The organism is Brevundimonas sp. (assembly GCF_046295075.1).
Taxonomy (GTDB): Bacteria; Pseudomonadota; Alphaproteobacteria; order Caulobacterales; family Caulobacteraceae; genus Brevundimonas.
Genome location: NZ_JBKBOC010000029.1, coordinates 1 through 14,009, shown reverse-complemented (window position 1 = coordinate 14,009; position 14,009 = coordinate 1). Strand labels below are relative to the sequence as shown.

10 protein-coding genes are annotated in these 14,009 nt (G+C 67.0%); 3 read left to right on the top strand and 7 right to left on the bottom strand.

Annotated features, from left to right (window positions below):
- Positions 1–40 precede the first annotated feature (40 nt).
- Positions 41–1,060, bottom strand: a complete 1,020-nt coding sequence (locus ACK4MH_RS15295) for a LacI family DNA-binding transcriptional regulator (protein ID WP_409719903.1) — start codon at positions 1,058–1,060, stop codon at positions 41–43.
- A 103-nt stretch (positions 1,061–1,163) separates the two neighbouring features.
- Between ACK4MH_RS15295 and ACK4MH_RS15290 the strand changes: the two genes are divergently transcribed.
- The 3 genes from ACK4MH_RS15290 to ACK4MH_RS15280 all read left to right on the top strand — a co-directional run bounded on the left by ACK4MH_RS15290 (position 1,164) and on the right by ACK4MH_RS15280 (position 7,328).
- Positions 1,164–3,230 carry a glycoside hydrolase family 97 protein gene (locus tag ACK4MH_RS15290; protein ID WP_409719901.1) on the top strand — a complete coding sequence of 689 codons (2,067 nt, stop codon included), beginning with the start codon at positions 1,164–1,166 and terminating at the stop codon, positions 3,228–3,230.
- A gap of 181 nt (positions 3,231–3,411) precedes the next feature.
- Complete coding sequence (locus ACK4MH_RS15285) at positions 3,412–4,950, top strand: MFS transporter (protein ID WP_409719899.1); 1,539 nt, start codon at positions 3,412–3,414, stop codon at positions 4,948–4,950.
- 8 nt (positions 4,951–4,958) lie between these two features.
- Positions 4,959–7,328, top strand: coding sequence for a glucan 1,4-alpha-glucosidase (locus tag ACK4MH_RS15280; protein ID WP_409719897.1), 2,370 nt, complete (start codon positions 4,959–4,961; stop codon positions 7,326–7,328).
- A 58-nt stretch (positions 7,329–7,386) separates the two neighbouring features.
- Here ACK4MH_RS15280 and ACK4MH_RS15275 read toward each other — a convergent pair whose 3' ends face one another.
- The 6 genes from ACK4MH_RS15275 to ACK4MH_RS15250 form a co-directional block, all read right to left on the bottom strand.
- Positions 7,387–8,082, bottom strand: coding sequence for a TorF family putative porin (locus tag ACK4MH_RS15275; protein ID WP_409719895.1), 696 nt, complete (start codon positions 8,080–8,082; stop codon positions 7,387–7,389).
- An 81-nt stretch (positions 8,083–8,163) separates the two neighbouring features.
- On the bottom strand, positions 8,164–9,507 hold the full coding sequence (locus tag ACK4MH_RS15270; RefSeq protein WP_409719893.1) for an ammonium transporter: 1,344 nt from the start codon (positions 9,505–9,507) through the stop codon (positions 8,164–8,166).
- A 237-nt stretch (positions 9,508–9,744) separates the two neighbouring features.
- Positions 9,745–10,851, bottom strand: a complete 1,107-nt coding sequence (leuB, locus tag ACK4MH_RS15265; protein WP_409719891.1) for a 3-isopropylmalate dehydrogenase — start codon at positions 10,849–10,851, stop codon at positions 9,745–9,747.
- Complete coding sequence (gene leuD, locus ACK4MH_RS15260; RefSeq protein WP_409719889.1) at positions 10,851–11,435, bottom strand: 3-isopropylmalate dehydratase small subunit; 585 nt, start codon at positions 11,433–11,435, stop codon at positions 10,851–10,853. The genes leuB and leuD overlap by 1 nt, the downstream gene beginning before the upstream one ends.
- The gene (leuC, locus tag ACK4MH_RS15255; protein WP_409719888.1) at positions 11,428–12,897 is read right to left on the bottom strand and encodes a 3-isopropylmalate dehydratase large subunit; all 1,470 of its coding nucleotides are present in this window, start codon (positions 12,895–12,897) and stop codon (positions 11,428–11,430) included. The genes leuD and leuC overlap by 8 nt, the downstream gene beginning before the upstream one ends.
- Positions 12,890–14,009, bottom strand: a 1,120-nt coding sequence (locus tag ACK4MH_RS15250) for a 2-isopropylmalate synthase (protein ID WP_409719887.1), incomplete at its 5' end; no start/stop codon positions are given. The genes ACK4MH_RS15250 and leuC, both read right to left, overlap by 8 nt.

Sequence of the window (14,009 nt, the reverse complement as noted above, 5' to 3'; positions counted from 1 at the left end):
CGCCCCTCGCCGGCCTGTTGTTCGCGGTCTGAGGATGGGTTCAGCCGCCGCAGGTCTCGCGCACGATCAGCTCGGTGGGCACCCGCTCCGACCGGCCGGCGCCGACGTCGGCGCCGCCGTGGTCCAGCAGTTTGGACACCATCAGCCGGCCGGCCTTCATCGTGTCCTGGGCGATGGTGGACAGGGCCGGGCGCGAGTAGCGGCTGAACGGCACATTGTCGAAACCGATGACCGAGACCTGGCCCGGCACGTCGATACCGGCGTGCAACAGGGCGCGCACGGCCCCCAGGGCGATCTGGTCGGAGGCGGCCACCACCCCGTCGAAGGCGACGCCGCGTCGGATCAGGGCGTCCACCGTGGCCTCGGCCGACTCGACCTCGAAATGGGCCGACACGATCAGGTCCGGCTCGACCGCCAGTCCGGCCTGGGCCAGGGCGTCCAGATAGCCGCGATGCCGCTGCATCGCCTCGGGCGGATCCAGGTCGCCCAGAAACACGATGCGCTTTCGTCCCAACCGCGCCAGGTGAAGGGTCGCACGACGCCCGCCCGAGATATTGTCCGAGCCGATGGAGCAGTAGTCCTGATCCGGCAGTTCGGCGCCCCAGACGACGAAGCGATGGTCTGCGTCCACCAGCCGGTTGAAGGCCGAATGCAGGCTGGATTGCCCCAGGAAAATCACCCCGTCCGCGCGGCTGGTGTTCAGCGCGCCCGACAGCTCGTCATAGTTGGCGGGCGAGATATGGCTCATCAGCAGGTCACAGCCGCGTTCGCGCGCCGCCTCGCCCACCCCGGCCAGCAGTTCCAGAAAGAAGGGATCGCTGAGGCGCCCTTCGCGCCCCTGCGGACGCGGCACGACCAGGGCGATGGTGCCCTGGGCGCCGATGGGGCCGGCGGGCATGTGGCGCCGGAACGGATAATCGTGTTCCTTGGCCAGCTTCCAGATCGTCTGTTTGGTGCGGTCGTTGACGGCGGGGCTGTCGTTCAGCGCGCGCGAGGCGGTGGCGATGGACACCCCCGCCAGGCGGGCGATGTCTTCCAGACGGGTTGTCTTGCGGCTCAAGGTCGCGGGTCCTCACAGCAGCATGGCGACGCTGCAAATTTTTCTGCAAATATTTCAGCCACCGTTCGCGGCGGTTGGCAAGAGGCGGCGTAACGGAGTTCCCATGATGCAACGCAGATCCTTCCTGGCCCTTGGCGGCGCTTCGATCCTGGCTTTCGGAGCGACCGGCGTGCGCGCCCAGACCACGCCGACCCATGCCCGCGCCAGCTCGCCCGGCGGCATGCTGACGGTCGAGGCCTTCACTGACAACGACGGCCGGCCGATGTATTCGGTCCTGCGCCAGGGCCGGGTCGTGGTGGCCCCGTCCAAGCTGGGCTTCCTGCTGACCGACGCCCCCGCCATCGAGCGCGGCCTGGCCATCACCGCCGGCCAGCCGGTCACCGTGGACGACACCTGGGAGCAGCCCTGGGGCGAGCGTCGCCTGATCCGCAACCACTACAACGAATGGCGCGTGTCCTATGCCGAGCGTTCGGGCCTGCAACGCCGCGTGGACGTGGTGTTCCGACTGTATGACGACGGCCTGGGCTTCCGCTACGAGTTCCCGGACCAGGCCGCGCTGAAGACCGTGCGCATTGGGTCGGAAATCACCGAGTTCAACCTGGCCGAAAACGGCGAGGCCCTGTGGTGCCCGGCCTGGGAATGGAACCGCGAGGAATACCTCTACAGCCGCACGCCGATCGACGCGGTGGGCAGCGCCCAGACCCCGATGACGGTCAAGGGCCAGTCGGGCCTGCACGTCTCGATCCACGAGGCCGCCTGCATCGACTACGCCGGCATGAACCTGCGCCGCTCCGAGGGCACCAACTTCCGCGCCCAGCTGACGCCCGGCCTGACCAACGCCGCCGTGGTGCGCGAGGCCCCCTTCAACACCCCGTGGCGCACGCTTCAGATCTCGGACAGCGCGGCGGGTCTGATCGACTCCAGCCTGATCCTGAACCTGAACGAGCCCAACAAACTGGGCGACGTCAGCTGGTTCAAGCCGATGAAATACGTCGGCGTCTGGTGGGAAATGCACCTGGAACTGAAGAGCTGGAACGCCGGTCCCAAGCACGGCGCGACCACGGAAAACACGATCAAGCACATCGACTTCGCTGCCAAGCACGGCTTCGGCGGCGTCCTGGTCGAGGGCTGGAACAAGGGCTGGGACGGCCAGTGGTTCGCCAACGGCTCGGACTTCAGCTTCACCGAGACCTACCCCGATTTCGACATCGAGGCGGTCTGCGCCCACGCCCGGTCCAAGGGTGTGCAACTGATCGGCCACCACGAGACCGGCGGCAACGCCTTCCATTATGAGCAGCAGCTCGAACCGGCGATGGCCCTGTATGAACGCCTCGGCGTCCATTCGGTGAAGACCGGCTATGTGGCTGATGCGCAGGGCGCGCGCGTCGCCGGGCCGGACGGCCAGATGGTCATGGCCTGGCACGAGAGCCAGGCGATGGCCCAGCACCATATGAAGGTCGTCGAGGCGGGCGCCCGCCACAAGGTCGCGATCAATGCCCACGAGCCGTTCAAGGACACAGGCCTGCGCCGGACCTATCCGAACATCATCAGCCGCGAGGGCCAGCGCGGCATGGAGTATTCGGCCTGGGGTAACCCGTCGAACCCGCCCGAGCATGTCCCGAACCTGGTCTTCACCCGCCTGCTGGCCGGGCCGATGGACTATACGCCCGGCATCTTCGGCATGGAGACGCGCAGCCCGCAGGGCATCCAGACCACCTGGGCCAAGCAGCTGGCCTATTACGTCGTCATCTACAGCCCGATCCAGATGGCCGCCGACCTGCTGGTCAACTACGAGAACAATCCCGGCCCGTTCCAATTCATCAAGGACGTGCCGGTCGACTGGGACGAGAGCCGCACCCTGGCCGCCGAAATGGGCGACTATGTCGTCACCGCCCGCAAGGAACGCGGCACGGACATCTGGGCTCTGGGGGCCGTCACCGACGAGCATCCTCGCGTCCTGTCCGCACCGCTGGACTTCCTCGACAGCGGACGTCGCTATCGGGCCGAAATCTATCGCGACGGTCCAGAGGCCGACTACAAGGGCAAGCGCGAGGACATCGTCATCGAACAGCGCGAGGTCACCTCGGCCGAAGTCCTGACCCTGGCCCTGGCCCCCGGCGGCGGTCAGGCGATCCGCTTCGTGCCGTTGGGCCGGAGCCGTCGGAGATGAGCATCGCCACTGATCTCCTTCTCCCCTCGGGGGAGAAGGTGGCTCGCGGAGCGAGACGGATGAGGGGGTTGGTTCAGCGCCCCGATCGTCCGACGCGAAATCCGCATCCGGCAGCCCCCTCATCCGAGCGGCTTCGCCGCCCACCTTCTCCCCCTAGGGGAGAAGGATCGGGTGTCCGTCCATGACCCTGCTCGCCCACCGCCCGCGCCTGTCCGGCCTGGCGATCTGGAACATGTGCGTCGGCTTCTTCGGCATCCAGATCGGCTTCGGCCTGCAGAACGCCAACACCAGCCGCATCTTCCAGACCCTGGGCGCCGAGGTGGATTCGCTGGCCATCCTGTGGATCGCCGCCCCGCTGACGGGGCTCTTGGTCCAGCCGATCATCGGCCATTTCAGCGACAAGACCTGGACCCGGTTCGGGCGTCGCCGCCCCTACTTCCTGGTCGGGGCCATACTGACCACCTTGGCCCTGATCGCCATGCCCAACAGCCCCAGCCTGTGGTTCGCCGCAGCCATGCTGTGGATCATGGACGCCTCCATCAACATCACAATGGAGCCGTTCCGCGCCTTCGTCGGCGACAATCTGCCGGAGGAGCAGCGCACCGCCGGCTATGCGATGCAGAGCTTCTTCATCGGCGCCGGCGCGGTCTTCGCCTCGACCCTGCCGTGGCTGCTGTCCAACGTCTTCAACATCGCCTCGACGGCCGAGGCCGGCGTCGTGCCCCTGTCGGTCAAGATCGCCTTCTATGTCGGCGCCGCCGGCCTGTTCGCAGCCGTCCTGTGGACCGTGCTGAGCACGAAGGAATACAGCCCCGAACAGATCGCCGCCTTCGAGCGCGCCAAGCAGGAAGCCCTGGGCGCCCCCGCCGACGACGGCCCCGAAGCGCCGGCCCGAAGCGTCCAAGGCTGGATGACCTCCGGCCTGGTCTGCGCCGTTCTGGGCGCGCTGGGCTTTGTCCTGATCGGCGCGCTGAACCTGGAAAAGGAGCTGCTGATTCTGGCCGGCTTCTTCGCCGGTTTCGGCCTGCTTCAGATCGCGGTCGGCATGATGCAGCGCCGCCGCATGGTCAACGCCGCGACCGAGATCCTGAACGACATCTTCCGCATGCCCGCTACGATGCGCGGCCTGGCGGTGGTTCAGTTCTTCAGCTGGTTCGCCCTGTTCGCCATGTGGATCTACACCACCGCCGCCGTGACCCGCGTTCACTACGGCACGACCGACACGACCTCGGCCGCCTATGCGACCGGCGCCGACTGGGTCGGGGTTCTGTTCGGCGTCTATAACGGCGTGGCGGCCCTGGCGGCCTTCACCCTGCCGGTGCTGGCCAAGCGCATCGGCCGCAAGGCCACCCACGCCCTGATGCTGCTGCTGGGCGCGGCGGGCCTGTTCGGGGTCTTCGCCATCCGCGAGCCGGGCCTGCTGTGGCTGCCGATGATCGGCGTCGGCTTCGCCTGGGCCTCGATCGTCTCCATGCCCTACGCCATCCTGTCGGCGGCGGTGCCGGACAGGAAGATGGGCGTCTATATGGGCGTCTTCAACATCTTCATTGTCGTGCCCCAGCTGCTGGCCGCCACCGTCCTGGGTCTGATCCTGAAGACCCTGTTCGACGGCCAGGCGATCTGGGCCCTGGTGCTGGGCGCCGTCTCCTTCGTGCTGGCTGCGGTCAGCGCGCTGTTCGTCCGCGAGTCCCGCTCGCTTCCCCCCACGCGCAATCCGTGAGGACCTCCATGCGTATGTCAAAGACCCTCTGCCTCGCCGGCGTCGCCGCCCTGGCCCTCGCCTCGGCCGCTTCAGCCCAGTCAGTAGCCCCCGGCGCACCGGGCACCCCACCCGTCTGGTCCAGCGCCGCCAAGACCGGCGCCGGCGCATCCTATGAAGCCTATGTCGATGGCCAGTACCGCGAGGGCGGCCCGACGGGCGCGGTGTCCAAGGTCTGGTTCTCCATCGCCGACGGCGTCCTGACCGAGACCATGTACGGCCTGATCCACGAGGCCCAGATCAAGGCCCTGCGCTTCGCCGTCGTCACACCGGAAGGCCTGGCGCTGGAGGGTGAGGACACGACGGCCAAGACCGAATATCTGCACGTGGACGCGCAGGGGCGTCCCCTGTCGCCCGCCTACAAGGTCACGACCCGCGACAAGGCCGGCCGGTTCGAGATCGAGAAGCGCATCTTCACCGACCCCGACCGCAACGCCCTGGTGCTGCGGGTCGTCATCACCGCCCTGAGCGGCGAGGCCACGCCCTATCTGCTGCTGGAGCCGCACGTCGCCAACACCGGCGTCGAAGATCGCGGCGCCGTGACGCCCCAAGGCTTCCATGCCTGGGAAGGGAATACGCACTTGGTGCTGAAGCCCAGCGAGGCCTTTGCAGCCGCAAGCGTCGGATTCGTCGGCGCATCCGACGGTCTGACCGATCTGAAAGACGGCAAGCTGGACTGGACCTACGCCTCGACCGCCGAGACAGCCGGCAACACGATGATGACCGGCGCCCTGCCGACCCTCCGTATGGGCCAGAGCGTCAGCCGCGACTTCGTCATCGGCTTCGGCGACAGCGAGGCGGCGGCCCAGGCGGCGGCGGACGGCGCGTTCGCCACCGGCCTCGACGAGGTTCTGGCCCGGTTCAACGGCGAGGGCGAGCGCGCCGGCTGGGAGGACTATGTCGCCTCTCTGACCGAACTGCCCCGCATCGCGCAGCAGGCGACCGACGGCGGCAAGCTGGCCTATGCCTCGGCCCTGATGCTGAAGGTGCAGGAGGATCGCACCCACGCCGGCGCCCTGATCGCGTCGCTGTCCAACCCGTGGGGCGACACGGTGGACGCGTCGAAATCCTCCACCGGTTACAAGGCCGTCTGGCCGCGCGACTTCTATCAGGTGGCAATGGCGCTGGCGGCGCTGGGCGACAAGGAGACGCCGCTCGCGGCCTTCAACTATTTGCCCCAGGTCCAGGTCGGTCCGAACACGCCGGGCAATACCGGCGTCGGCGGCTGGTTCCTGCAGAAGACCCATGTCGACGGCGAACTGGAATGGGTCGCGGTCCAGTTGGACCAGACCGCCATGCCGATCATGCTGGGCTATCGCCTGTGGAAGATGGGCTGGCTGTCGGACGCCCAGATGACCGAGCACTACAACGCCATGCTGAAGCCGGCCGCCGACTTCCTGGTCGATGGCGGCAAGGTCGGGCTGTTGTGGAACGACGCGGAGATCAAGCCGCCCTTCACCCAGCAGGAACGCTGGGAAGAGCAGCAGGGCTATTCGCCGTCCAGCACCGCCGCCGTGGTCGCCGGCCTGACGGTCGCGGCCGAAATGGCGCGCGCCTCGGGCGATGCGACGAGCGCCACGCGGTATCAGATCGCCGCCGACAGCTATGCGTCCAAGATCGAAGACCGGATGTTCACCACCAACGGCGACTTCGGAGACGGCCGCTACTACATCCGCATCACTCAGAACGAGAACCCGAACGACAAGGCCCCCATCGGGGTCGCCAACGGCCAGATCGCACCGGCGGAAGACCGGGTCGTGGACGGCGGCTTCCTGGAACTGGTCCGCTACGGCGTGCGCAAGGCGGACGATCCGCACATCCTGTCCACCCTGCCGGTCTATGACGACCAGTCGCTGGAGCCCCTCTACCGCGTCCGTTACGACTTCGGTCCCGAGGGCGACAAGACGCCGGGCTGGCGTCGGTACGGCGTAGATGGCTATGGCGAAGACCATGTCACGGGCGACAATTATGGCGTCGGCGGCGAGATGAGCCCCGGTCAGCGCGGCCGGGTCTGGCCCTTCTTCACCGGCGAGCGCGGTCACTATGAGCTGGCCCGCGTCAGCGTGAACGGCGCCCCCTCGGCGGCCGATATCGCCGCCATCCGCCAGACCTATGTGCGCGGCATGGAGCGGTTCGCCAATGACGGGCTGATGCTGGCCGAACAGGTCTGGGACGGCGTGGGCGATCCGACGACCAAGGCCTATGCCCTGGGTCAGAACACGGATTCGGCCACGCCCCTGGCCTGGACCCATGCGGAATATCTGAAGCTGCTGCGGTCGCTGGCCGACGGCAAGGTCTGGGACAGCTACGATCCCGTCCACGACCGCTACGCCCGCTGAACGAAAAAGGCCCCGGAGATCGCTCTCCGGGGCCTTTCCATTTCAGTTGCGCGCGGGATCAGAAGGCGAGCTTGATAGCGCCCACGATCCGGTCTTCGGCGCCGGGCACGCCATCGACGTCGGTGTCGTAATAGCGGACGTCCAGGCCCACCTTGTCGGTCAGGGCATAGCCCACGCCGGCGTTCCAGGTGGTGTAGTCGTCCGTCACGTTCAGCCACTGCTTGCCGACGGCGCCCGAGATCGTCCACTTGTCGGCCGGGCTGAAGGCGGCGTTGACCTCGGCATAGGTCGCCTCGTCGTCGATGCCGAAGAAGTCGGGCGAGTAATAGACGGCGGCGCCGAAGGTGGCGGGGCCTACCGCGCGCGACGCTGCAGCCTTGAACTCGGCATAGTTATAGTCGGCGCCGTCGGGCTCTCCGACGTAGAGATAGCCGATCACGCCGAAGTCGAGCGCGAAGCCGCCAGCCTCGGTGCGATAGCCGCCGTACAGATCGACTTCGGCATCGGTGTCATCGCCGAAATCGACGTTCGAGGCCCAGGCGCCGCCGTAGAAGCCGCCCGAGGTCAGATCGACGCCGCCCTGGATGGCGGGATCCTCGCCGGTCTGGCTGAAGCCGCGGAAGACATAGTCGCTGACGACGCCGACGTTCCAGGCGACATCGACGGTGCTCTGGGCCGAGGCCGGCGCGGCGAGGCCGATCAGACCCATGGCGAGCGTTGCGGCGGCTGCCGCGCGGATGGTGGTCTTCTTCATAGTCTATCCCCTTATTGTGCTTGTTCTGTTCGAGGTCGGAAAGGTCGGGCGCGGGGTTTGGGAGCCGCGCCCGATCTCAGCTCAGTGTTCCAGCGCTTCGCCGTGGAGCGAGGTGTCCAGACCGGCGGCTTCTTCCGCCTCGCTCACGCGCAGGCCCGTGGTGAACTTGCAGATGAACAGGATGATCAGGGTGCCGACAGCGCTGTAGACAATGGTCCACAGCAGACCCAGCGCCTGGGCGCCGACGTTGGCGCCTTCCGACAGGCTGTTGATCGCGGTCGTGGCGAACACGCCGGTCAGCAGGGCGCCGATCAGGCCGCCTGCGCCGTGGATGCCGAAGGCGTCCAGGCTGTCGTCGTAGCGGAGCAACTTCTTGATCCACACCGACGAGGCGTAGCAGACCGGACCGGCGATCAGGCCGATGATGACCGCGCCCTTGGGATCGACGAAGCCGGCCGCCGGGGTGATGGCGACCAGACCCGCGACGACGCCCGACAGCATGCCGACCAGGGAGACCTTCTTCTTCTCGATATATTCGACGATCTTCCAGGTCAGGGCGCCGGCGGCGGCGGCCAGGATGGTGTTCAGCAGCGCCACGCCCATCAGGTCGTTGGCGGCGCCCGCCGAACCGGCGTTGAACCCGATCCAGCCCACCAGCAGCAGCGAAGCGCCGATCATGGTCAGGACCGGATTGTGCGCCAGGATCGGCTCGATGCCATAGCCTTTGCGGCGACCCAGGAAGATGGCGCAGACCAGACCTGCGACACCCGAGTTGACGTGAACGACGGCGCCGCCTGCGAAGTCCAGCACGCCGGCGCTACCCAGGAAGCCGCCGCCCCAGACCCAGTGGCAGATGGGCGCATAGACCAGCAGCGACCACAGGGCGGTGAACAGCAGGAGGGCCGAGTATTTCATCCGCTCGGCGAAGGCACCGGTCACCAGCGCAGGCGTGATGATGGCAAAGGTCATTTGGAAGGAGATGAACAGAAACTCGGGGATGCCTGGCAGCAGGGCGTTGGCCGTTTGCAGCGACACGCCGTTCAGGAACAGCATGTCCAGGCTGCCGATATAGGGCTGAAGCGCCGCATTGCCGTTGGCGCCGAAGGCCAGGCTGTAGCCGGCGATGAACCACACCAGCGCCACCACGGCGAAGACGCCGACGGACTGGGTGATGGTGGCGATAACGTTCTTCTTGCGCACCATGCCGCCGTAGAACAGCGCCAGACCGGGGAGGGTCATCAGCAGAACCAAGGCGGTGGATGTGCCCAGCCACGACGTGCCTGCGCTATCCAGTTCAAGCACAGCCTGATGGCCCAGCAAGGCCGGCGCAGCGTCCTGCGCATTGGCCGCTCCGGCGGCCATGAGGCAGAGTGTTGGAAGAAGGAGCCCTGCGGCCCCCACAAGTCGGTTCGTTGTCCGCGACATGAGCTAGTACCCCCTATGCAATCTCGCAGTTGCGAAGGTTTTACTGCAATCGCGAAACACGCAAGGGGATTCACCGCGGGCGGTGCAACTTTCTTGCAACGGTTACACATAAAAAAGCATGAGACGCATGAACCGTGCGGTTCATGCGCCTCAGGGATTAGTTTCGTGTCTTCACAGCCAAGGTTGTGAGGCAGGAAATTCGCCGGTCGTTTGGGCCCATTTCCGCCCGAACGTGCTTCAGGCCCAGTGCATCTGCACCCGATGCGCCGCCGCCCAGTGGATGGCGCGAATGGCGTCGATCACCGCTTCCGTCGCCGCCCGTGTGCCCAGCGCCCCGCCCAGATCGGCGGTGACGGCCCCGGCGGCCAGAACGGCGGCGACGGCGGCCTCGATCGAATCGGCCTCGTCTTCCAGCTTCAGGCTGTGACGCAGCAGCAGGGCCGCCGACAGGATCGTCCCGACCGGGTTGGCCAGGTCTTGGCCGGCGATGTCCGGCGCCGAGCCGTGGATCGGCTCAAACAGGCCCGGCCCCTCGGTCCCCAGTGATGCCGACGGCAGCAGGCCGATCGAGCCGCCGAGCACAGAAATCTCGTCCGACAGGATGTCGCCGAACATGTTCTCGGTCAGGATGACGTCGTACTCGCGCGGCTTGCGGATCAGGTGCATGGCCATGGAATCGACCAGGGCGTGCTCCAGCTCGATCTCGGGAAATTCCTCGGCGTGGATACGGGTCACGACCTCGCGCCACAGGCGGCTGGTCTCCATGACATTGGCCTTGTCGACCGAGGTCACCTTGCCGCGCCGCAGGCGGGCGGTCTGGAAGGCGGCGCGGGTCACGCGCTCGATCTCGGGCACAGTATATTCGCACAGATCGGTGGCGCGGTCGGCGGTGCGGGTCTTCTCGCCGAAATAGACGCCCCCCGTCAGTTCCCGGAAGACGATCAGATCGACGCCCTCGACGATCTCCTTCTTCAGCGGCGACCGGTGGGCCAGCACCGGCGACACCTGCAGCGGACGCAGATTGGCGAACAGGCCCATGGCCTTGCGGATCGCCAGCAGGCCTTCTTCGGGCCGACGCTTGCCGCCGTCCCACTTGGGCCCGCCGACCGCGCCCAGCAGGACGGCGTCGGAGGCGACGCAGGCCGCCCGCGTCGCTTCCGGCAGGGGCTCGCCCGTCTCATCGATGGCGGCCCCGCCGATCAGATGTTCGGTGAAGTTGAAGCTGTGGCCGTAGAAGTCGCCGATGACCGCCAGCACGTCGCGCGCGGCGCGCGTCACCTCCGGCCCGACGCCGTCGCCAGGCAGCAGAACGATATTATAGGTCTTGGGGGCGGTATGGGGCATCAGACGGTCTCTCTCGAACGCTCATAGGCTTCGATCTCAGGCAGGTTTGATTGCAGCCAGCCCAGGGTGTCCACCCCGTTCAGCAGGCATTCGCGCGCGAAGGATTCGACCTCGAACGGCACAGGCTGGGCATTGCCGCGCCGGATCTGGCTAGCCTGAAGGTCGATCGTGACCGGCTGATCCGGCTGCGACGCCAGATCGTCCCAGACGTCCTGGCTGACGACGATCGGCAGCAGGCCGTTTTTCAACGCGTTAGATGTAAAAATGTCAGCGATTTCGGTCGAGATCACCGCCCGGAACCCATAGTCGTACAGGGCCCAGGGCGCGTGTTCGCGAGACGAACCGCAGGCGAAATTCTTGCCCGCCAGCAGGATGCGGTGCTCAGCCGGGTCGATCCGGTTCAGAATCGCCTCGGGCTTTTCCGATCCGTCCGTCTCATAGCGCCAGTCATAAAAGGCCGCCCTGCCCAGGCCTTCGCGCGACGTCGTGGTCAGGAAGCGCGCGGGGATGATCTGGTCGGTGTCGATATTGGCCTGGCTGAGCGTCACAGTTTTCGAGGTCAGGATCTGGAAGGGCTCAGACATTTTGCGCTCCTACCGTCTCGCGCACGGCGCTCGACTGCTTGAGGGCGACTGCCTCGCTCAAAAAGACGCGGGGATCGGTCAGCACCCCGGCCACCGCCGTCGCCGCCGCCGTCGCGGGACTGGCCAGGATAGTGCGGGCGTCCTTGCCCTGGCGGCCTTCGAAATTGCGGTTCGAGGTCGAGACGGCCAGTTGACCCGGCGCGACGAAATCCCCGTTCATGGCGATACACATCGAACAGCCGGGAATCCGCCATTCGGCTCCGGCGGTGATGAAGACCTCGTGCAGGCCTTCCGCCTCGGCGTCGCGCCGCACGGCTTCCGAACCGGGAACGACCAGCATGCGCAGACCGGGCTTGACCTTGCGGCCGCGCAGCACCTCGGCGGCGGCGCGCAGGTCGGGCAGGCGGCCGTTGGTGCAGGAACCGATAAAGACCACGTCCACCGGCTGGCTGGTCGTCGCCTCTCCGGCGGTGAAGCCCATATAGGCGATGGCCTTGCGATCAGAGTCCGACTGGGGCTGCGGCACAGGCGAACCGATGGGCGCGCCGGCGTCCGGCGTGGTACCCCAGGTCGCCATGGGGAGAATGGAAGCGCCGTCGATCCGCACCTCGTTGTCGAACACCGCGCCCGGATCGCTGGACAGTTTCAGCCATTCGGCCGTCGCAGCCTCATAGTCGGCGGGGACGTGCTTACGGCCGCGCAGCCAGTCGATGGTCGTCTGATCCGGGGCGATCATGCCCGCGCGGGCGCCCGCCTCGATGGACATGTTGCACAGGGTCATCCGCCCTTCCATGTCCAGCGACCGCACCGCCTCGCCAGCGTATTCGATGACATAGCCGGTGCCGCCGCCGAAGCCGATGGCGGCGATGACGGCCAGGGCGACGTCCTTGCCCGAGACGCCAGGCTGCAGTTGTCCGTCCACAGTCACCCGCATGGCCTTGGCCTTGCGCTGCAGCAGGCACTGGGTCGCCAGCACATGCCCGACCTCCGAGGTGCCGATGCCGAAGGCCAAAGCCCCGAACGCGCCATGCGTGGCGGTGTGGCTGTCGCCACAGACCACGGTCATGCCCGGCTGGGTCAGGCCCAGCTCCGGTCCCATCACATGGACCACGCCGCGATCGTCTGAGTCCCAGCCGGCCAGAGGCACGCCGTGGGCGGCGCAGTTCTTCTCCAACCGATGCACCTGGGCCTCGGCCTGGGCCGTGACATAGGGTTTCAGCCCGTTCAGCCCCGCCGGCAGGGTCGGTGTCGAATGGTCCAGGGTCGCATAGGTCCGGTCGGGACGACGCACCTTCAGGCCGCGCGTCTCGATCTCGCTGAAGGCCTGGGGGCTGGTGACCTCGTGGACCAGGTGCAGGTCGATATACAGCACGCCAGGCGTATCGGCCGTTTCCGACCGCACGACGTGGGCGTCCCAGACCTTGTCGAACAGGGTCCGGGGGTTCAGCCCGATCTCACGCATACTGGGCCACCGCCACGCCGTCGATCCGATCGATGATGGCGATCAGTTCGGCGTCGTTGATCTCGCCGATCTGATCCGCGCGCTGCTTGAATCCGACGACCACGGCCGCCAGGCGTTCGCCCTCGATGGGCCGGCCGATGGTCTCGGCCCGCTTGGCGATGGCGTGACGGCCGGAGTGTTTGCCCAGCACGAACCAGCTGCCCTCGAAGCCCACGTCCTGGGGCCGCATGATCTCATAGGTGCGGCTGTCGGCCAGCATGCCGTGCTGATGGATGCCGGCCTCATGGGCGAAGGCGTTGATGCCGACGACCGACTTGTTGCGGGCGATGACCGTCTCGGTGATCTCGCACAGGATCTTGGAGGCCCGCACCAGATGGCGGCTGTCGGCGCCGGTGGTGACGCCGTAACGGTCCTCGCGGACCTTCAGGGCCATGATGACCTCTTCGATCGAGGCGTTGCCGGCCCGTTCGCCGATGCCGTTGATCGCGCCCTCGACCTGACGCGCCCCGCCCTCGATGGCGGCCAGGGAGTTGGCGACCGCCATGCCCAGGTCGTCGTGGCAGTGGGCCGAAAAGATCACGTGCGGATGGCGCTTGTGGATCCGCGCCGCCAGGGCGCGGAAGGTCTCACGCACTTCTTCCGGGGTCGCATAGCCGACGGTGTCGGGCACGTTCAGGGTCCGGGCGCCCGCATCGGCGGCGGCCTCCATCACATCGGCCAGGAACTCGGGCTCGGTGCGGAAGGCGTCTTCGGCCGAGAACTCGACGTCGTCGAACAGGCTGGCGGCGTATTCGACCGAACGCACGGCCGTCGACAGCACTTCGTTGGTCGACATCTTCAGCTTGGCGGTGCGGTGGATCGGGCTGGTGCCGATGAAGGTGTGGCAGCGACGATGCGACTTGGGCGCCGGCTGCAGGGCGCGGAAGCTGGCGTCGATGTCCTTTTCGTTGGCGCGCGACAGCGAGCAGAAGATCGGCCCCTCGATCTCGCCCGCCACGCGGCGGATGCAGTCTTCGTCGCCCGGCGAGGCGGCGGCGAAGCCGGCCTCGATAACGTCAACGCCCAGGTCCTTCAGGACCTGGGCCATCTTCACCTTGGCTTGGGCGCTCATC